This window comes from Chryseobacterium sp. 22532, assembly GCF_052044665.1.
Lineage (GTDB): Bacteria > Bacteroidota > Bacteroidia > Flavobacteriales > Weeksellaceae > Chryseobacterium > Chryseobacterium lathyri.
Genome location: NZ_JBQENJ010000002.1, coordinates 564,712 through 585,367 on the forward strand (window position 1 = coordinate 564,712; position 20,656 = coordinate 585,367).

Annotated in this window: 20 protein-coding genes; 11 read left to right on the top strand and 9 right to left on the bottom strand. The window is 37.5% G+C overall.

Annotated features, from left to right (window positions below):
* From ACTJIV_RS06740 to ACTJIV_RS06755, 4 genes are read left to right on the top strand one after another with little or no spacing between them, the layout of a single operon-like run.
* Window positions 1-1,170, top strand: coding sequence for a glycosyltransferase family 4 protein (locus tag ACTJIV_RS06740; RefSeq protein ID WP_440626463.1), 1,170 nt, complete (start codon window positions 1-3; stop codon window positions 1,168-1,170).
* Window positions 1,163-1,768 (top strand): sugar transferase, encoded by a 606-nt coding sequence (locus ACTJIV_RS06745; protein WP_440626465.1) that lies wholly within the window; start codon window positions 1,163-1,165, stop codon window positions 1,766-1,768. Before ACTJIV_RS06740 ends, ACTJIV_RS06745 begins: the two co-directional genes overlap by 8 nt.
* Window positions 1,769-1,791: 23 nt before the next feature.
* The gene (locus tag ACTJIV_RS06750; RefSeq protein WP_223559256.1) at window positions 1,792-2,394 is read left to right on the top strand and encodes an acetyltransferase; all 603 of its coding nucleotides are present in this window, start codon (window positions 1,792-1,794) and stop codon (window positions 2,392-2,394) included.
* 21 nt (window positions 2,395-2,415) lie between these two features.
* Entirely contained in the window at window positions 2,416-3,582 is a 1,167-nt protein-coding gene (locus tag ACTJIV_RS06755; protein ID WP_111958366.1) for a DegT/DnrJ/EryC1/StrS family aminotransferase, read from the top strand.
* A gap of 141 nt (window positions 3,583-3,723) precedes the next feature.
* Here the strand turns inward: ACTJIV_RS06755 and ACTJIV_RS06760 are convergent, their stop codons facing one another.
* A complete protein-coding gene (locus ACTJIV_RS06760) occupies window positions 3,724-4,134 on the bottom strand; it encodes a VOC family protein (protein ID WP_111958364.1) in 411 nt (136 codons plus the stop codon).
* Between the two features lie 506 nt (window positions 4,135-4,640).
* Between ACTJIV_RS06760 and ACTJIV_RS06765 the strand changes: the two genes are divergently transcribed.
* Window positions 4,641-5,270, top strand: coding sequence for a TetR/AcrR family transcriptional regulator (locus tag ACTJIV_RS06765; RefSeq protein ID WP_111958362.1), 630 nt, complete (start codon window positions 4,641-4,643; stop codon window positions 5,268-5,270).
* Window positions 5,271-5,501: 231 nt separating this feature from the next.
* Window positions 5,502-6,008: a RidA family protein gene (locus ACTJIV_RS06770; RefSeq protein ID WP_111958360.1), complete on the top strand. Its 507-nt coding sequence runs from the start codon at window positions 5,502-5,504 to the stop codon at window positions 6,006-6,008.
* Window positions 6,009-6,075: 67 nt separating this feature from the next.
* Here the strand turns inward: ACTJIV_RS06770 and ACTJIV_RS06775 are convergent, their stop codons facing one another.
* From ACTJIV_RS06775 to ACTJIV_RS06785, 3 genes are all read right to left on the bottom strand, one after another.
* A complete protein-coding gene (locus ACTJIV_RS06775; protein WP_440626689.1) occupies window positions 6,076-7,281 on the bottom strand; it encodes a Bcr/CflA family efflux MFS transporter in 1,206 nt (401 codons plus the stop codon).
* A gap of 93 nt (window positions 7,282-7,374) precedes the next feature.
* A complete protein-coding gene (locus ACTJIV_RS06780) occupies window positions 7,375-8,289 on the bottom strand; it encodes a helix-turn-helix domain-containing protein (RefSeq protein ID WP_440626469.1) in 915 nt (304 codons plus the stop codon).
* Window positions 8,290-8,398: 109 nt separating this feature from the next.
* Window positions 8,399-8,908, bottom strand: coding sequence for a hypothetical protein (locus ACTJIV_RS06785; protein WP_111958356.1), 510 nt, complete (start codon window positions 8,906-8,908; stop codon window positions 8,399-8,401).
* A 379-nt stretch (window positions 8,909-9,287) separates the two neighbouring features.
* Between ACTJIV_RS06785 and ACTJIV_RS06790 the strand changes: the two genes are divergently transcribed.
* Both ACTJIV_RS06790 and ACTJIV_RS06795 read left to right on the top strand, forming a co-directional pair.
* Complete coding sequence (locus tag ACTJIV_RS06790; RefSeq protein WP_040994607.1) at window positions 9,288-9,464, top strand: histone H1; 177 nt, start codon at window positions 9,288-9,290, stop codon at window positions 9,462-9,464.
* A gap of 173 nt (window positions 9,465-9,637) precedes the next feature.
* On the top strand, window positions 9,638-11,209 hold the full coding sequence (locus tag ACTJIV_RS06795) for a M28 family peptidase (protein ID WP_440626472.1): 1,572 nt from the start codon (window positions 9,638-9,640) through the stop codon (window positions 11,207-11,209).
* Window positions 11,210-11,280: 71 nt separating this feature from the next.
* Here the strand turns inward: ACTJIV_RS06795 and ACTJIV_RS06800 are convergent, their stop codons facing one another.
* The 4 genes from ACTJIV_RS06800 to ACTJIV_RS06815 form a co-directional block, all read right to left on the bottom strand.
* A complete protein-coding gene (locus ACTJIV_RS06800; RefSeq protein ID WP_336378566.1) occupies window positions 11,281-11,784 on the bottom strand; it encodes an RDD family protein in 504 nt (167 codons plus the stop codon).
* 114 nt (window positions 11,785-11,898) lie between these two features.
* Window positions 11,899-12,537 (bottom strand): HAD family hydrolase, encoded by a 639-nt coding sequence (locus tag ACTJIV_RS06805; protein ID WP_440626474.1) that lies wholly within the window; start codon window positions 12,535-12,537, stop codon window positions 11,899-11,901.
* 50 nt (window positions 12,538-12,587) lie between these two features.
* Window positions 12,588-14,711, bottom strand: a complete 2,124-nt coding sequence (locus tag ACTJIV_RS06810; RefSeq protein ID WP_111958348.1) for a Tex family protein — start codon at window positions 14,709-14,711, stop codon at window positions 12,588-12,590.
* Window positions 14,712-14,816: 105 nt separating this feature from the next.
* On the bottom strand, window positions 14,817-15,482 hold the full coding sequence (locus tag ACTJIV_RS06815; protein WP_111958346.1) for an O-methyltransferase: 666 nt from the start codon (window positions 15,480-15,482) through the stop codon (window positions 14,817-14,819).
* A gap of 304 nt (window positions 15,483-15,786) precedes the next feature.
* Here ACTJIV_RS06815 and ACTJIV_RS06820 point away from each other — a divergent pair, with 304 nt between their 5' ends.
* Both ACTJIV_RS06820 and ACTJIV_RS06825 read left to right on the top strand, forming a co-directional pair.
* Window positions 15,787-16,464: a YceI family protein gene (locus tag ACTJIV_RS06820; RefSeq protein ID WP_440626476.1), complete on the top strand. Its 678-nt coding sequence runs from the start codon at window positions 15,787-15,789 to the stop codon at window positions 16,462-16,464.
* A 103-nt stretch (window positions 16,465-16,567) separates the two neighbouring features.
* Window positions 16,568-16,849 (top strand): DUF1294 domain-containing protein, encoded by a 282-nt coding sequence (locus tag ACTJIV_RS06825; RefSeq protein WP_223559270.1) that lies wholly within the window; start codon window positions 16,568-16,570, stop codon window positions 16,847-16,849.
* Window positions 16,850-16,915: 66 nt separating this feature from the next.
* Here the strand turns inward: ACTJIV_RS06825 and ACTJIV_RS06830 are convergent, their stop codons facing one another.
* Window positions 16,916-18,586 (bottom strand): glycosyl hydrolase family 28-related protein, encoded by a 1,671-nt coding sequence (locus tag ACTJIV_RS06830; protein ID WP_440626478.1) that lies wholly within the window; start codon window positions 18,584-18,586, stop codon window positions 16,916-16,918.
* Window positions 18,587-18,801: 215 nt separating this feature from the next.
* Here ACTJIV_RS06830 and typA point away from each other — a divergent pair, with 215 nt between their 5' ends.
* Window positions 18,802-20,607, top strand: a complete 1,806-nt coding sequence (gene typA / locus ACTJIV_RS06835; protein WP_111958340.1) for a translational GTPase TypA — start codon at window positions 18,802-18,804, stop codon at window positions 20,605-20,607.
* Window positions 20,608-20,656 lie beyond the last annotated feature (49 nt).

The window sequence follows — 20,656 nt, forward strand, 5'->3', positions numbered from 1 at the left end:
ATGAAAATAATTCGGACATCAACAATACCATTGTCTTTGAATGTTTTATTAAAAGGGCAATTGAAGTTCTTGAGCGAGTTTTATGATATTGTGGGGGTATCTTCCGAAGGTCAGCTGCTTGACGAAGTAGAACAGAGAGAAGGTATAAAAACGATTGAAGTAAATATGGAAAGAGGAATCAGTCCTTTAAAAGACCTCACCTCTCTCTATAAATTATATAAAATTTTAAAAAGAGAAAAACCGGTCATTGTACATTCCATAACTCCTAAAGCAGGACTTTTAACTATGCTGTCAGGGAAAATGGCAGGAGTACCGATCCGCATACACACCTTTACCGGGCTTATTTTCCCGACGAGAAAAGGGATGGTGCAGAAACTCCTTATTAGTATGGATAAGCTATTATGCTCAGCGGCCACCCATATTTATCCTGAAGGGGAAGGAGTGAGAAAAGATTTAATTGATTACAAAATCACTTCAAAGTCTTTAAAAGTTATAGGAAATGGTAATGTGAATGGTATTGATCTGGAACATTTTTCCCCCGGACAGATTACCGAAGCACAGAAAGATCTTTTAAAAAAAGAATTGAATATAGAAGATGCACATTTTGTGTTTGTCTTTGTAGGACGTTTGGTAGGGGATAAAGGAATTAACGAATTGGTCAAAGCCTTTTCTCACATAAACAAGAAAGAAAATTCACAGCGCCAGTCCAAATTATTACTGGTTGGCCCACTGGAACAGGAGCTGGATCCTCTGCATCCGGATACATTAAGAGAAATTGAAAATAACCCGGATATCATATCGGTAGGTTTTCAGAAAGATGTACGTCCTTATTTTGCTATTTCCGATGCATTGGCCTTTCCAAGCTACCGGGAAGGGTTTCCAAATGTAGTGATGCAGGCGGGAGCAATGGGATTACCAAGCATTGTTTCTGATATCAACGGATGCAACGAAATTATTATAGAAGACCAAAATGGAGCAATAGTTCCGGTCAAAAACAGTGAAAAGCTTGGTGAAGCAATGAGAAAAATGAAATTGGACACAGATTATTATCAGAAATTAAAAATGAATGCCCGGTCGATGATCGAATCTCGTTATGAGCAGTCTGTTATCTGGAACGCTTTATTGAGTGAATACAAAAAACTAATTAAAGAAAAAGATTACCGTGTATAAGTTTTTTTTTAAACGGGTTATAGATTTTCTGATTGCGTTAATAGGGCTGATCTTGTTGTCACCTGTTTTCATTATTGTTACGGTCTTGCTGTATTTCGCAAATCAGGGCAAACCATTCTTTTTGCAGGCACGGCCTGGGTTAAATGAGAAGATATTTAATATCATCAAGTTTAAGACAATGAATGATAAAAAAGACGGACAAGGTAATTACCTGCCCGATTCGGAACGCTTAACAAGGGTTGGAAGTTTTATACGTCAGACTTCCCTGGATGAGCTTCCACAATTAATTAATGTATTGAAAGGAGACATGGCGATTATAGGTCCCAGACCTCTGTTGCCGCATTACCTTTCTTTATACAATGAATCTCAAAAACGAAGACACAATATACGCCCTGGCATTACAGGCTGGGCGCAGGTGAATGGGAGAAATGCCATTTCCTGGACGATGAAATTTGAATTAGATATTTGGTACATAGAGAATGTATCATTTGCAACAGATTGCAAAGTGATGTTCCTTACTTTAAAAAAAGTAATAAAAAAGGAAGGCATAAACCAGGCTGATCAGGCCACGGTAGAGGCTTTTACAGGAAATAATTAATTTAAATTAAATGTAGACAGAATATGTATTTATACGGAGCAAGTGGTCATGGCAAAGTAGTGGCCGAAATCGCCGAAGAATGCGGTTATAATATTGAAGCCTATATCGACGAAAATCCGTCGAAGGAGAGAGTGTTGAATTATACTGTTATTCACGAAGCTCCGCCCTATGATATAGAAGTGCTTATTTCTATAGGAAATAACAGGTTACGGAAAAGAGTAGTTAATCGGGGTGAGCATTTCAATTATGTTACCCTCCTTCATCCCAAAGCAATACTATCCAAAAGATTGAAAATTGAAGAAGGAACTATCGTTATGCCTGGTGTGACTATAAATGCAGCAGTAAGGATAGGGAAACACTGTATTATCAATACCAATGCTTCTATTGATCACGATTGTGTCATCGAAGATTTTGTCCATATATCTCCAAATGTCGCACTGGCAGGAAACGTATATGTAGGGGAAGGAACCCATATTGGAATCGGAGCCAGCGTGATACAGGGAATAGAAATTGGCAAATGGTGCACTATTGGTGCCGGAGCTGTCATTATTAGCGATGTACCGGATGGCGCTACAGTAGTAGGCAATCCGGGTAAAGTAATAAAAAGTAGAAGTTTAAATATTTAGTAAAATTTAGAATAGTAAAATATGAAATCAAAAGTATGGTTGTCCTCTCCCCATTTGGGTGGAAACGAATTAAAATACATTAAAGAAGCATTCGCCGCAAATTGGGTAGCACCCTTAGGGCCGAATGTTGATGGTTTTGAACAAGATTTGGAGTTATTCTTAAATGAAGATGTAAAAGTAGCTGCACTTTCTGCAGGAACTGCTGCTTTACACCTGGCATTAATTGAGTGTGATGTCACTCATGGAGACGAGGTTATCTGTCAGTCTATGACATTTTCTGCCTCTGCTAATCCTATTGTCTATCTGGGAGCTGTTCCCGTATTCATAGATTCCGAAAAAGATACCTGGAATATGTGTCCGGTCGCTTTAAAAGAAGCTATAGAAGACAGAATTTCAAAAGGCAAAAAGCCCAAAGCAATTATTGTCGTTCACCTTTACGGAATGCCGGCAAAAATGGATGAAATTTTATCCATTGCTGCAGAGTATGACATTCCTTTAATTGAAGATGCCGCTGAATCATTAGGCTCCAGATATAAAGGAAAAGCCTGCGGAACTTTTGGCCGTTTCGGTATCCTGTCATTCAACGGAAACAAAATTATTACGACTTCCGGAGGAGGCGCATTGGTATGCCATTCCCAGGAAGACAAAGATAAAGCGGTATTCCTTTCTACACAGGCAAGGGATAATGCCCCACATTATCAGCATTCTCAAATTGGATATAATTATAGAATGAGTAATATCAGTGCGGGAATCGGAAGAGGACAAATGGAAGTGCTGGATGAGAGGGTAGAAGGCCGTAGAAGAATGCATAGCTTTTATTCAGAACTCTGTGAAAATATAGAAGGAGTAAAAATATTTTCAGAACCTGATTCAGATTTTTACAGCAATCACTGGTTATCCGTTATTACAGTTGAGGGTGCAAAAACAAAAACATCAAAAAACCACGAAGATTTACGACTGGCATTTCTGAAGGATGACATCGAGTCCCGTCCAATCTGGAAACCGATGCATCTGCAGCCTATATTTAAAGATGCACCCTATTACGGAGGAAAAGTTGCAGAGAATCTGTTCGGAAATAGCTTATGCTTGCCTTCAGGATCTAATCTTTCGGAAGATGAAAGAGCCAGAATTGCAAAAGTAATGCTGGATGTGCTTTCAAATAAGAAAGAATATTCGGTAATGCGGTAATCCAGGTCTTTGTTTTGGAGGCTGACAGATAAAAATTAACACCAAATTATTTATATAAAGTATACTTTCCATTAAGTTGGCACCTCCGGCAGGCCTAGTATAATTAAAAAGTGATCATTTTTAAATGATCACTTTTTATTTTTATCCTTTAGCTGTAAATTTTTTTATTGACTCCTTTGTTAAAGGGGTAAAGAAATTAACCAGATTGCCATCAGGATCTCTGAACAATAATGATTTGTTCCCCCACGGCATCGTGGTTGGTTCCTGTATAATAGAAGAAGATAGAAAATTTTGTAAGCGTTCAAATTCTTTCTCTACATCATCAACTAAAAATTCTATGATTGCAGAACGGTTTTCAGCAGCTTGTATCAAACCTTCTCCACCAAAAAACTGCAGTGTTCGCACGCTTCCGATAGCAATGGTTGCTGTTGCTGTTTTCAGTTCAGCAAAATCGGGAGTATACTGTATGGCCTGTATTCCTGTTATTTGTTCATAAAATGGTACTAAATTTTCAATATTAGCCGTGATAATACGTATTGATACTAAATTCATTATTGAAGATTTTTAATTAGGCTACAAAAATAGAATGGAGCTGTGACAAGTAGGTGTCAGTAGGTTTTTGTTGGTTTACAATTTTTCAATTTATTCAGTTTAATTGTAACTGTCAGATTAAATGTTGACTACTTTTTAAAATCAAAAACAGCATCATTAGAAGTTAAATGATGCTGTCCACATTTAGTGTTTTTACCTTAGTTGTTTAGATTCGAAATCATAATTTTTAATGCCCCAGTAACGGTCTTCATCATTTCACCCTCATTGTTTTTGATGCATTCCTAAACTGAGGAAATAAACTGACTCATTTTGCGATAGGATCATCTGAAAGCTGTTTTGCCTTAAAATATACCATGGTGCGCTATGAATTTTTTTAGTTGTTTCAACCTAAATTGTGTTAAATATATATAGAATGGTTTAGTTTGTGCAAATATACAAAACAAGACACTATTCAGTGTCTAAAATAATTAAAATTTTCTTAAACTTGTATAATCTAATGTTTAGCTATGGAAAGAAAATCAGCAGCAGGCAGTGTCCGGAACAAGGAACGAAGTAAAAAGAAATTTTTGGATGCCGTTGGAAAGATATTGAAAACGAAAGGATATGCGGCATTAAAGATAAATGATATCGCAATTACAGCCGGAGTAGATAAAAAAATGATCTACACCTATTTTGGCGGTATGGATGGTTTGATGGATGAATATATCCGGTCTCAAGATTATTGGAGTAATGTAACCACCGATACAATGATGCCCGATCCAAAAGACGGAGGAAAAGCATTTACTGAGGCAATGTTACTGCAGCAATTTGATTATGTGCGCAGCAACAAGGAGCTGCAGAAACTTTTATTGTGGCGCTTGTCTGAATCCCGGAAATCCCTGACAAAGCTGACCAATATGCAGGAAGAAAACGGGGAAACTCTTTTTAAGTTAGTTATCGATCCTCATTTCGGAGAACGCTCGCAGGATTTCCGTGCAATAGCGGCCATTTTAGTTTCAGGACTTTATTACCTGAACATGTATGCATCCGTAAATGGCAGTGTGTTTTGCGGTATAGATCTTAATACTGATGACGGCCGTGATAAAATCAAAAAAGCGGTATCTTTTTTAATAGATCAGACTTATGAGAATCTGTAATATTTAGTTAAGATAAGAAAATCAATTGCATTTGTGCTTTTTACTTTAAACTGCTCTTCTTATTTATGAAGTGTACCAAATATATATGCCAGATCATGTATTGCCGTTATTCCCAAAAAAAACTGGTAAATATACCGTCTATAAAAGCTAAAAACTTCAACATATGTTTATTTTTCTGAAAATATTGAAATCTATATTTGCTTCAATATTTCAGAACAAATAATAGATATCATGAAAAGTTTAGTATTGAATTTATCCACTCTCTGTGTAGGATTTTTGGCTTTCTCACAAAATACAAATCACCATAAACCGAAAAAAGCAACTAATTTGGCTGCTGTCGTCCACAAAAATCCGAAAGGTCTTTTTGATCCGGCGCCATTTGCTTTTTCTCATGCTACAACGAATGAAGTTGAGGGGAAATATGTATTTATATCCGGACAAAGCGGAGGAGAAGGCTTGGAACATCATCTTTCTAAAGATTTTAGGACTCAGGTCAAGTTTTCTCTGAAAAACTTGGAAACCGTACTTGCCGATTATCAGTTAGGAGTTAATGACGTTCTTAAAATTACGGTTTTAATTGTTGATCATGATCAGGAGAAACTTAAAATATGGACAGAGGAAATGCAGAAAATATGGAAAAATAAAAAGTTCCCGGCAAGTACTTTAATTCCGGTTCCCAGACTGGCACTGGATGATATGATGATAGAAGTAGATGCCGTTGCTTTCATTAAAAAGTAAGAATGCATATAGATCTGGGAATAAGCCATTTTTATAATATTTCATTGAAAAAATAAAAAAGCAGAGATTAATTCTCTGCTTGTTCTTTTTTAACGGCTTGGTGCATGACCAGGATAATTCCCAAAAGTATAATGGCAATCGCCAGATAACGCCAGGCAAGACCATCCTGTTCTGTGACAGTTCCACTGACCGAAATAATAAAACTTGTAATAGAAGTAATCACGTACACTAGTCCGCCCATCAGTCCACCTGCTGTTCCCGCATTTTTAGGAAAATAAAGCATGCTGGTTGTAAAAAATGACGTAAACAAAATCCCGGAACAGATATGAATAAAAAATGCAAAAGGAACCATAATGAAAAGGCTTTCCGCATAGAAGCTGGTCGCAATTAGTCCGGTAATCAGAATCAGCTGTAAAATGATAGGCTGTAAAATCCTTTCCTTAAAATCAAGTTTAAGTCTCCGTTTTCCTATAAAACCGCCAATCATCCATGAAAATCCTAAAATCAGGGTACAGTACCCAATAACTACAGGAGTAAAATGGAAGGTATTTTCAATAATAAAAGGACCCGTAATATTGAAAAGCATTACAATAGAATAGCTTAGTCCTAAAATGAAAATTCCCAGCATAAAGATCCTGTTTTTTAGCATCATTTTATACAGGCTGATGTTTTCGGAAAGATTAAGTTTCTTTTTCTCCGGTAAACTTTCACCACTAAAAAACCATTCAAATAAAAACAGGACTCCCGCATATAAAGCCAGGAAATGAAAATTGGCGTGCCAGTTAAACAGTTTTTCCAGATAACCGCCCAGAAAAGGAGCCAGAATAGGCCCACACGACCAGACGATCGTGAAATAGCTCAGATAATGCTTTACTTTTTCAGAATCATAGAGATCCACAAAAATAGCCCGGGTAGCAACAACCAGTACGGAAACGGCTGCCCCCTGCAAAATACGGAGCAGACAGATCAGCAGAATACTGTCGGTCATTGTAATCAGAATACTGCTGATGATCAGTAAAAATAATGCAATCAGTTTTGGACGATAGCGCCCGATACTGTCCAGGATTCCCCCTACAAAAAGCTGTGAAATCCCGTAGCTCAGCAGGTAAGACGTTAAAGTGATCTGGATATCCTTTTCAGAGACCTGCATCTCCTTTGCCATCGATGGGAATGATGGTAAATAAATATCAGTGACAAACCCGGAAAGCGGGATCGACACAAAAGCCATAATGGTTATTAATCTGATTCTTTTTTCAGATGCTTCTTTCAACAACATATTCATTCGTTATTTTACTATGCAAAAATAAGTCGGGAATACAGAAATTCAATTTTAAAAGACAAAGTAAAAATTACAAAAATCAAAGATTTAAAATGCATTTTTAAATTTTAAGGGTGAAACCTCTGCATGTTTTTTAAAGAAATTATTGAAATGGGAAGGTTGTTCAAATCCCAGGGTATATCCTATTTCAGCAATATCCCAGTTGGTATATTTTAACAGGTTTTTGGACTCTTCAAATACCCTTTCTTTAATAATTTGAGTCGTGGTAAGCTGAGTGACAGATTTTACCGATGAATTCAAATGATTAACGTGTACATTAAGCTGATCTGCAAAGTCAGAAGCGGTTTTCAGAGCCAGCGGATATGCCGGGGAATCCAATGGGAACTGCTTATTAAGAAGCTCATCAAATAGGCGGTATAAACGGATATTAGCCGGAAGTTCACTGGGGTTGATATCATCCACACGGTTCTCCAAAGCGAGATGCATCACAGAGGCAAGGTGGCTTTTAATGCTGCTGCACCGGAAAGGATATGCTGAATTATTCAGCTTATACATCTGCTCAAAATAAAGGGTAGCCAGCTGGGTCTGTTCATCCGTTAAAAAAACAATTGGCTTGCTCCATTCTTTAAACAGAGAAGTCTTCTTAAACAGATTGAATTCAGTATTTCCACTGAAAAATTCCTGATTGAACAGGCAAAAATACCCTTCCTGAAGATCGCCGTCGCATTCCCATGAATACGGAATATTAGGCGAAGGAAAAAAGAGGGCAGGTCGGTCAATGTACAATTCATGAGATCCATATTGAAATGTGCCTTTTCCCAGAATAAAGCTTATCTTATAATAATCACGGCGGTTATACGGACTTTTAAAGCTGCAATACCTCCGCATAGAAACATTGAAATGCGACTTTCCTGTTTCAAAATCATCAGAATCAAACATTTTTACCTGATTCTTTCGGACGCGTCTGTAATAATCTTCAATAGTTTCCAGCTGATCACTCATAATATAGAAATTATAAAAATCAAAGATACGAAAAGCAATATTAATTTAATATTATTTTAAAGGAGTATGATCAAGTAAGATTATTTTTAAATGGCACAAGTCTGGGAAATTATTTGATGTCCAGTTTTAATAGATGCGACGGCAGTTGAAAAGGCCCGGCTGTAGCATCAGCAATAATGGTGAAACCTGCTTCTTTAAAAAACTCTAAAAGTGGGTCATGAATCATCATATTGAGCCATAATATATCGGTGAAACTGGCTGCAGACCTGCATTTTTTCCAGAGTGACTGTCTGGTTTCCGGTGAATCAAATTCCGAAAGGATCACAAAGCTGATCTCGGTAGCCTTTTTCCCTTCCGGCAGGGCAGGATGGCCGGAACCGCTTTTAAGAATGCTGTAACCGGCAGGCTGATCATCTGCATACGTTATAATAAGCTGGTTGGAAAGGTCATTCAGGTCATTGATCATTTTTCTGGGATCAATATTGCCGGCGATGTATTTTTTGATATCTTCTTCAGGAATAAGTTCTTTATGCAAGGTGTAAACCGAGGAATCGATAATGGTTATAAGATCAGAAATTCCTTCTTCAGAACCCACTGTAAATTTTGAAATTATATTCATGAATCTTTTTTATTCAAAATTAGAAGATTATTGCATTCAAAAGGGATACAATTCCTGTTAATTTATCAGGAACAGTTATTTCGGTTAATATATTTTCGCAGTGCAACGTAACGAATATCTATTTTCCGGAATTCGAGAGCACCTAAAACTTTGGAATAAGAATAAATAGGCCAGATAAAAGGATAGAAAAATATTCGAATAATGGTCTAGAAGTCCTAATTCGCTTAATAAAAGCCGTTATTTTTTACTATAAATGCAAAGAAAATCAGATTGATAGAAGAAAAGCAGAAAAAAAATGCATTTTAAGCCAAACTTTTTTTGCCTGAGTTAGGCTGGAATTACCATAAAACCTATATTTGCACCCTAAATTTTAAAAATAATGAAAGAACTAATTGAAAAAATCAACGCTGAATTCGAAGCGTTCGCAACTGAGGCTAACCAACAAGCAGAAAAAGGAAACAAAGCTGCAGGTACAAGAGCTCGTAAATCAGCTTTAGAACTTAGCAAACTGTTCAAAGAATTCAGAAAAGTTTCTGTAGAAGAAGCTAAAAAATAATTCGTTCCCAAGCCGGCTCACTGAGCCGGTTTTTTTTGCCTTAATTTAACCAATCAAATTTAGGCTTTGATCAAAACTGCCAGCCCGGAAAATTCGTAAATTAATCCTTTTATTTCTGCACTTTTTTCTGTATTCAAGCAAATTCTGCTATCTTTAAGCATTCAATATAGGTTATGAAGATAAATAAATTTTTTGCTGTACCAGCGGTTATGCTGGTCGCCCAGTTCTCATGGGCTCAGGTGAAAGTAGATCCGAAAGAAAGGCTTGATCCTGTTGTGAAAAGCTTTGTAGATGAAATCAATAATAATTCCCAGCTGGAAAACATGGCTTATGAGCTTCTGGACGGTATAGGACCGCGTCTTGTAGGAACTCCTGAAATGCTGGCTGCCAATGAATGGTCTGCGGCTAAACTCCGTTCCTGGGGAATAGAATCCAGCCTTCAGCAATTCGGAACATGGAAAGGATGGCAGCGTGGTATTACCCACGTAGATATGGTATACCCCCGTGTAAAATCATTGGCTGCAACACAGCTTGCGTGGAGCCCTGCAACCAAAAAAGCAGTAGAAGCTGAGGTGGTGGTGCTTCCAAAAGTTTCCTCCAAAGCGGAATTCGATGCATGGCTTCCTTCTGCAAAGGGAAAAATAGTGCTTATGGCGCAGTATCAGAAGATCGGACGTTCAGATGAGCAGATCAAAGAATTTGCCACGCCGGAACTGTATGAAAAACTGAAAGCAGAAAAAGAACAGGCCGGAAAAGACTTCCGTGATAATGTGAAAAACATTGGCTATGACAATAATACGCTTCCGGAAGCTCTGGAAAAAGCAGGGGCAGCAGGAATTGCTATTTCCAACTGGACAGGGATCATGGGAGCGAACAGGATTTTCGGAGCGAAAACGTCAAAAATCCCAATGATAGACATTGATGTGGAAGATTACGGAATGCTTTACAGAATGGCAGAAAAAGGGGCGAAACCTAAGATAAGGGTAGAGGCCCAGTCCAGGATTCTTCCTGAGGCGAAAAACTTTAATACGATCGGCATCATTAAAGGAAAAGAAAAACCTGAGGAATATGTGATCCTTTCTGCGCATCTGGACTCCTGGGACGGAGCTCAGGGAGCAACTGATAATGGGACGGGTACACTTACCATGCTTGAGACCATGAGAATACTAAAAAAATATTACCCCAATAATAAAAGAACTATTATTGTTGGCCTTTGGGGAAGTGAAGAGCAGGGACTTAACGGTTCGAGAGGCTTTGTAGCAGACAACCCGCAGATTATAAAGGGAACACAGGCAGTATTCAATCAGGATAACGGAACCGGACGTGTAATTAATATCAGCGGGCAGGGATTTGTAGATTCTTACAGCTATATCGGGAAATGGTTAACCGGAGTTCCTAAAACCGTGAGAGATCATATTAAAACCGATTTCCCTGGAATGCCTGGTGGAGGCGGCTCTGACCATGCATCATTTGTAGCGGCGGGTGTACCGGGCTTTTCTTTAAGTTCTCTGAACTGGGGATATTTCGGCTACACATGGCACACGACGAAGGATACCTACGACAAGATCGTTTTTGATGAGGTTAAAAATAATGTGGTTTTAACGGCTGCATTGGCTTATATGGCATCGGAAGATCCTGAATTTACGAGCAGGGAAAAAAGAGTATTGCCTCAGGATGATAAAGGAGAAACGGTAAAATGGCCGGAAGTAAAGGAGCCAAGAAGGAATTCTAAAGATTTTAAGTAAAGATATCAGATATCAGATATCAGATTACATTAATATGTGTCTTCAAGCTTAAAGAGTAAAGGCTGTACAGATTATTGTGCAGCCTTTGTTTTTTCCTGATAAAGTAATTTTTTTATTTCTTCAATTTTACTTTTCTTAACAATATAAGTTTTACAGATTGTGTTATTCATATGCATGCTGAAATTCATCAGAGTAGTTTCCTTTTCCCATGTATGGGTTGTTGGAGGGATGTAGTCTGTAAATACCGGCCAAAGATTTGTAAGACACAGAAAATTTCTTTTTAATGATAATATTAGACCAGGATAATTTCCAAAATCATCAAGCACCTTTATTTTAAATATGCTTTTACCGAAGGTAGTTCCCCAAAATACTTCACACAAAGCTCCCCAAATAATAACACAGGGAATTGAGTACAGGAAACTGATCACAGGTGTTTTCTTAAACAAAAACAGAAAAGTAAGAAAGAATGGCAATATATCGATAAGTTTTGCAAATAGTCTTTCACTTTCGTTGCCTTTATAGGTGGGGTCGTAAGGAAAATCATATTCAAAAGATTTGTAAATTCTATAACCCATTTGATCAAATTGACGGGTTGCCCTGCGAATAATTCTTTTATCCTTAAGCTCAGATATTTTAATGATTTTTATTTGTTTCTTGTCCAAAGTTTATAATTCTTAGGATTGAATATTTTAACTAAGATAAAGTTCTATATCCGGGAATTTTGAAATCGAAGGCTTATAATCAGCTATACTCAATTTTCCAAACCCATATTCACAAAAGATAAAAGGTAGGTCATTGGCTTTTGCAGAATTGTAATCGGTCTGCGTATCACCAATATAAATTGTGTTTTCAGGGTTCAAATCATTTCTTTCCATAATCAACTTAATGTTTTCAGCTTTTGGCTTCTTTGTACGGCCATAAGATTCAAAGTCAGCGAACAGATCACTGAATTTGTTATAGGCTAAAAACGATTCTATATATCCGTCCTGGCAATTGCTGACAATAAAAAGACTGTGGTTCTTTGTCAGGCTTTTCAACGTTTTTTCTACACCGTCATAAAGTATGCCTCCATATTGGTGAAGAATCTTATTTTCTTCCTGTACGATTTCCGAAAGGACCTCATGAACCAGCTGATCGGAAATTCCGGGAACCATATCTTTTAAAATATGATCGGCCAGCAAACCCATATATTGATTCATATCTTCAGGTTTTAAATCTTTTTTGATTAACCGGTGCTTATTTAATACCTCATTCCAGATTTTGATAATTGTGGCCCTGGAATCCCAAAGGGTCCCGTCCAGGTCGAAAATTAAATTTTTATAGTTCAAGTGTATTTGTTGTTTATTAGGTTGATATTTTAAACAGTCTTTCAAGTGCATTATAAAATCATGCTCAGCTGCACTCTTTTTCTCGCTTCATCCACTTCTGTCACTCTTACGCGTACATGCTGGTGAAGTTTCACCACTTCATTTACATCAGAAACAAATCCGTCTTTCAGCTGGGAAATATGGACAAGTCCGCTTTCCTTGATCCCCATATCTACAAAACACCCGAAAGCTGTAATATTATTGACAATTCCGGGGAGAATCATACCAGGCTTTAAATCCCGGATACTTTTTACATTAGGATCAAATTCAAATACTTTAGCTGCTTTTCTGGGATCTAAACCAGGTTTTTCAAGCTCTTTCAAAATATCCTTGATCCCTAAGATTCCTATTTCTTCTGTCACATAATCTTCAGGCTTTACCAAAGCTGTTTTTTCTTTGCTGGCAATCAGTTCGTTGGTTTTAATGCCAAGGTCCTTAGCCATTTTTTCTACAATTCCATAAGCTTCAGGATGTACGGCAGAATTGTCGAGCGGATTTTTGGCATTGGCAATTCTTACAAAAGCTGCAGCCTGCTGGTACGCTTTTTCTCCAAGCCTCGGAACTTTTTTAAGCTGTTTTCTGTCCTCAAAAGCGCCGTTCTCGGTTCGGTAATTAACAATGTTCTCCGCCATTTTCTCACCGATCCCCGAAACATAGCTTAAAAGTGATTTGCTTGCAGTATTCAGGTTGATTCCCACAGAGTTTACACACTTCATAACTGTCAGATCAAGTTCGTTTTTCAATTGAGTCTGGTCTACATCATGCTGGTATTGCCCCACGCCGATGGATTTGGCATCAATTTTCACCAGTTCCGCGAGCGGGTCGGCCAGCCTTCTCCCGATGGAAACTGCTCCACGCACTGTTACATCATAAGAAGGAAATTCATCCCTTGCAATTTTACTTGCAGAATATACTGATGCTCCTGCTTCCGAAACCACAAAAACCTGCAGGGGCTTATCAAAAGCAATTTTCTTAATGAAAAACTCAGTTTCACGGCTTGCTGTCCCGTTTCCGATGGAGATTGCTTCAATATTGTAGGCATTCACCATAGAACGGATCTTTTTCATGGCCATTCCGCTTTCATTCTGTGGGGCGTGAGGGTAGAGGGTTTCATTATGGAGAAGATCTCCTTTTTCATCAATGCAGACTACTTTACAGCCGCTTTTGTATCCCGGATCAATGGCTAAAATTCTTTTTTCGCCTAAAGGAGGGGCAAGAAGAAGCTGGCTCAGGTTTTCAGAAAATATTTCAATCGCTTTTTTGTCTGCCTTTTCTTTAGCCTCCTGTAAAGCTTCGTTAGAAATGGCAGGCTCTAAAAGTCTTTTGTAGCTGTCTTTAATCGCCAGGGCAATCTGATCCGAACTTTCATTATTGGATTTGATGATGGCTTTTTCGATAAAATCAATGGCCTCTTCTTTATCAATACCTGTATTAAGTTTTACAAAACCTTCAGCTTCAGCTCTAAGCATTGCCAAAAGCCTGTGAGAAGGTGTTCTGTTAAGATTTTCTTCCCATTCAAAATACTGTGAGAATTTCTGTGCATCCTCTTCATCTTTTTTAGCCTTCACCACTTTAGAAGTAATCATTGCTTTGCGCTGGAAAAGGCGGCGAAGGTTTTTACGGACATACATATTTTCATTGATCCATTCCGCCATGATATCCCTTGCGCCCTGAAGCGCTTCTTCTTCCGATGGAACCTCAGTGTTCAGGTATTTAGAGGCAAGAAACTGCAGGTCATTGCTTTTCTGACTCATAATAATTTTGGCTAAAGGCTCAAGTCCTTTCTCCTTGGCAGTATCTGCTTTTGTTTTTCTGCGCTTTTTGAAGGGCAAATACAAATCTTCCAGCTCCAGAATATCGAAGCTTTCCTCAATTCTCTGTTTCAATTCTGCTGTCAGGGCATTCTGCTCTTCAATTGATTTTAAAATGCTTTCTTTTCGCTTTACAATTTCTTCAAACTGTTTGCTGATCTTTGAGATCTGTTCGATCTGAACTTCATCCAGGTTTCCGGTTTTATCCTTTCTGTAGCGGGAAATGAATGGAATTGTGCAGTCTTCGGCCAGTAATTGTAGGGTATTGTTGATGCTTTTTTCGGATATATTAAGCTGTTGCTGTATAAATGTTACGGTCGTCATTATTTTGTTTTCGGAAGGCTAAAATAAGGCTTTAGAATGAAAAAAAGGCGAGTTGCCCCACCTTAAATGTTTATTCTTCGTTAAAGAAAATGAACTGGCCAAAATTTAATTGACAATAGCGATTGCCATCCCGTCATATTCTTTTGCACCGACGGTTTGCATAATAGTAGCGGTAACTTTTGGGTTGTTGGCCAGCATTTGATTAAGCCGCTGCACTCCTTTCACTTTTTCATCGGTGGTATTTTCATCCAGGACTTTGCCTTCCCGGATGACATTGTCACAAATAATAATCGTTCCCGGATGTGAAAGCTGCAACGCTAATTCAAAATATTCGGTATAGGGAGGTTTGTCAGCATCAATGAAAATAAAATCAAAAGCTTCTTCGCCTTTGGAAATAAGTTCATTTAATATATCCATCGCTTTGCCGGTTCGCAGATCTATTTTATCTGAATACCCGGCTTTTGCAATATTCTGGCTGGCAACACGGGCATGATGAGGATCAAATTCTACCGTAATTATTTTACCATCTGCAGGAATTGCCCTGGCCATCCAGATCGTGCTGTAGGCTCCTAAAGTACCCAATTCCAGAACTCGTTTGGCTTTACAGCTAAGCAGCATCAACTGCAAAAACTTGCCCTGAGTGGGCGTCACACTGATTTGGGGGATAGAAGCATCATCCAAAGACTGAATAGTTTCCTGAAGAACACTGTCTTCCGGAGCAAACAAATTACCGATGTACTGATCTACTTTTTCAAATAACTGTTGATTCATATTTTTTGATTGATTTAATGATGAGTAATTTCTCTATCAACTCTTTCGATATAGTTCACTGACAAACCTGAGCCGGCTCAAAATTGTAATCTCTTTGTGAGTTATCATGAGAGTTTTACCTGCACAAAGTTAATGAATATTAAAATCCTGAATCGGTTGTTTCACCTTCATATGCTAGATGTGAATAGTAAAATCTGAAATTTTTAATTTCTTGATGTATGTTAAGATAATAATTGATATGGTTTTTCTATTTTTGAAAAATTGAAATTTAAGATTTAATTAAATTTTTAAACAAATAAACAATATGAAAAAACTTAGTGTAATTGCATTGGTAGGAATAGGATTACTTGCAGCATCGTGTACAAAAGAAAAATCAGCAGATACTGCAGCAACTGCGACAGAGCAGAAAGTAGCAGAAAGTAAAGGTGAAGTTTTAGCAGTTGATGTTGCTGCTTCTGTGGTAAACTGGAAAGCTTTCCACAAAGGAGGTATGGCTCCTCGTTGGGGAACACTTAACGTAAAATCAGGAGATTTAAGCGTTGAAGGAGATCAACTGACTGCTGGAAACTTCGTGATCGATATGAACTCTATTAAAGTAGATCCTGCTTCAGTAACAGAAAAAGATAAAAAACCGGGAGATCTTGAAGCTCACTTGAAAAACCCTGATTTCTTTGATACAGCAAAGAATCCTACTTCAGATTTCAAAATTACAAGTGTTACAGATCTGAAAGAAGCACCTAAAGATGCTGTTGCAGGAGCAAACAAAACAGTAAGCGGAAACCTTACTTTATCTGGAAAAACAATGAACGTAACTTTCCCTGCTAAAGTAGATGTTGCTGAAGGTTCAGCTTCTGTTCAGGCTAAATTTACAGTAAACAGAGCAGATTGGGGAATTAAATTCGGTACTTCAGAAGCAGATCCGGCAGAATGGATGATCAGCAAAGACATCGAAATCGCTGTTGATGTAAAAGCTAAAAAATAATTTGTTAGATACAGATACTCAGGGCTGCTTTCTTAGGAAGGCAGCTTTTTTTATGATGAATGATGTTACTGGAAGCCACCGCTTAATTCACTACTTTTGCCCTATGATTATGATATACATTCTGTTGGTAATAAATCTTTTTACTTTCATTATTTTCGGCTGGGACAAAAGGCTTTCAATAAAACATAAAAGAAGAATTCCGGAGAGCACCCTGTTGGGAGTGACTTTTGTAGGAGGAACTTTAGGGTCGGTTTTAGGGATGCTTATTTTCAGACATAAAATTTCGAAAAAGTCTTTTTTATTGAAATTTGCACTTGTGGTTTTGGTTCAGGCCGGGCTTATTTACTGGCTTTGGAATACTGGTCAGATCCAAAATCTTATCTGATGTAAAATATGAACAGTAGAGCCTGAGGTGATAAATTACAAAACACCTCGATTGAGGTGCTTTGTATTAAACAATAAGTTGTACGTTACCCTGAATAATATAATTAAGATTGGGTTCGTTAAATCCTGTTATTTTAATCACTAGGAATCCATTTTCGTTTTCAATAGAGGTTACCTGCGAATTCCCAACGTCTTTTGCTGACAGGTTTTTACCAAAGATATCACCATAAAACCATCTTCCCAAAGAGTAGGTCGCCACATAAATGTTGTACTTGGCGAACATCATATATTCCTGGAATTTAATTTTAGTTTTGATTTTTATTCCGAAATCAGAAGGGTTACTTCCAATTAACTCATGAGTACAGTCGGGAATAAAACCGGCTTTTCCGTCACCAACATCACCACTCCTCGTTACCGGAATTACTCCGAACTGTCTTTTTACATTACCAATAGCTTTGATATCAGTAGCTTTAATCTGTCCGTAAGAAGATATGATATTGTGATCTCCCACTATCCAGTTTGAAGGAAGACTTCCATCTCCCTCTATTATAGGAAGTGAGTAATTAATATAGTTTCTGGGTTGTGAAATATCCATTAGTCCGCGATAATTGTTATACCCTATAACATTATTATGATTATCGTAAATAGGTAACTGTCTGTCAGGAATTACAGTGTTATTATTCCATTCACCAGTAACTTGTCCATAATTTGCGGACTCATTAGGCCCTGCCAGATTTCCTGGACCGATTAAAGGTTTGTCTACATATGTAAAGTAACCTCCAGTTATTTCAAATGTACCCACGGGTACTTCTGATAGATCAATAGCGTTAAATATTCCTTCAGCATATGGCCCTTTAATAACTACTCCAAGACATTCATCTTTGAATTTAAAGCCGGTTTGGCCTCCTTCTGTAGTAGATGAAATAATACTTGTTGCTGTAGTACCTCCTTCAAATAAGAAACCGAGTTCTCTTGTAGCTGTCATACGTTCCAAGAGTAGAGCATTATTCTGTCCTAAAAATTGATAACTGTATTCATGGGGAGTTGTTGATTCTCTAAATACAGGAGTAGAAATAATATTTTTTAGAGTAGTATAAAAACAATGGTCAAATTTTATAGAGCAAACACAATCAGAGAAAGTAATATTTTCTAAGCTACATCCGGTACAGAAGTTTACAAAATGGATACCCGTTCCGCATCGTACAAAATTTGCATCTCTAATTTGAGATGAAACTATAACATGTGACTGATAATCTTCAAGAAGATTTGATTTTAAAAACGTAACATTATTTTCTGTTGTGAGATATGCTGTTTCAATAATTGTATTGCTGCCGTTTGAATTACCTACAAAAGTAGCTCCATTACAATAAAAATTGATATTAGAGGTAATGTAGATTGTTCCGTTTATCAAGTAGTTTTTATTGCTGCTAAACTTTAGTGAGCCTCTGCCAATTTTGGATAGATATAGTACTGCTTTATTGATACTTTCAGTGTCATCTGTACTTCCGTTACCTTTGGCTCCAAAAATACCTACATCTAAAGGCTCGCTGCTTTCAGAAACCGTTTTATTTAAATAATATACACCGTTTCTGTTCCTGCGTACAATTCCATCTGGATTACTAACTGGAGCAATTTGTTCATAGATATGGGTTTCATAAGTAAATTCATCAACCAATTCTATTTTTGCTGTATCAGCAATAGTACTGGTAGATGAGAAAAATTCATTGGTAAAAATCATAAGCTTTGTTTTTTGATGTTAATAAATTGTGTTTCCTGCAGGAAATCTACTGAAGCAAAGATAAATGCAGCCTGCGACAGAACCTGACGTATATTATTTTACCCGATTTTTTAAAAGATTTTGCATAGATTTCTCATTATGAATTTGTTAATTAATCTATATTCTTGCTCATTATTCATTAAAAAACACTATTTTTGCACCCGTAAAAATCATTCATGCAAAACATTAGAAATATTGCGATTATCGCACACGTTGACCACGGGAAGACGACTTTGGTTGACAAGATTATTCATGCTACAAACATTTTCAGAGAAAATCAGGAAAGTGGAGAATTAATAATGGATAATAACGACCTTGAAAGAGAAAGAGGTATTACCATTCTATCTAAAAATATTTCTGTTACTTATAAAGACGTTAAAATTAACGTAATCGATACTCCCGGTCACGCCGATTTCGGTGGGGAAGTAGAGAGAGTTTTAAAAATGGCGGATGGAGTTATTTTGTTGGTGGATGCCTTTGAAGGGCCGATGCCTCAAACAAGATTCGTACTTCAGAAAGCATTGGAATTAGGACTTAGACCATTAGTTGTTATCAATAAAGTAGATAAGCCAAACTGTCGTCCTGAAGAAGTTCATGACCAGGTATTTGATTTATTCTTCAACCTTGAGGCTACTGAAGAGCAGCTTGACTTCCCAACATTCTACGGTTCTTCCAAGCAAGGTTGGTTCAACACTTCATTAGAGCAGACAGAAGATATTTTCCCATTATTGGATGGTATCCTGCAATATGTTCCTGAACCTAAAGTAGAGGAAGGAAACTTACAGATGCAGATCGTTTCTCTTGACTTTTCTTCTTTCTTAGGAAGAATTGCAATCGGGAAAGTGATCAGAGGTGAGATCAAAGAATCTCAGTGGATCGGACTTGCTCAGGCAGACGGTAAAGTTTTAAAAGGAAAAGTAAAAGAACTTTATGTTTTTGAAGGATTAGGAAAGAAAAAAGTTTCAGAAGTAAAAGCAGGAGATATTTGTGCTGTTGTAGGTTTTGATGCTTTCCAGATCGGTGATTCATTCGTAGATCTTGAAAATCCGGAACCATTGCCAAGAACTGCAATTGATGAGCCTACATTGAACATGACGTTCTCTATCAACAATTCACCTTTCTTTGGTAAAGATGGTAAATATGTAACTTCTAACCACCTGAAAGAAAGATTAACAAAAGAATTAGAGAAAAACTTAGCATTAAGAGTTGAACAAACTGATGATGCAAACACTTTCTTGGTATTTGGTAGAGGTATTCTTCACTTGTCAGTTTTAATTGAAACAATGAGAAGAGAAGGTTACGAAATGACGATTGGTCAGCCACAGGTTATCCTTAGAGAAATCGATGGAGAAAAATGTGAGCCTTACGAATCTTTGGTAGTTGATGTTCCGGAAGAATTTGCTTCAAGAGTAATCGACTTGGCTACTCAGAGAAAAGGTGACCTTCACATTATGGAAACTAAAGGAGAAATGCAGCATATGGAATTCGAAATTCCTTCAAGAGGTTTGATCGGATTGCGTTCTCAGATGTTGACTGCTACTGCTGGTGAAGCTATTATGGCGCACCGTTTCACAGAATATAAGCCTTTCAAAGGTGCTATTCCTGGAAGAAACAATGGAGTACTGATCAGCAAAACCCAAGGTCCTGCTACAGAATATTCTATCGCTAAATTACAGGACAGAGGTAAGTTCTTCGTGGATCCGGGTGAGGAAATCTATGCAGGTATGATCATCGGTGAACAAAACAAGCCTGGAGATTTGGTAGTAAACATTGTAGAAGCAAAACAGCTGAACAATATGAGAGCTTCTGGAAAAGATAAAGATACTGGTGTTGCACCGAAAATCTTATTTTCACTGGAAGAATGTATGGAATACATCCAGGGTGATGAAGCGATTGAGGTAACTCCAAACTTCATCAGAATGAGAAAGAAAATCCTTTCCGAAGAAGAAAGAAAAAGAATGGACAGATCAGCGAAAGCATAAGAAATTCTTATATAAACTAGAAAAGCCTCGAATTTTTCGGGGCTTTTTT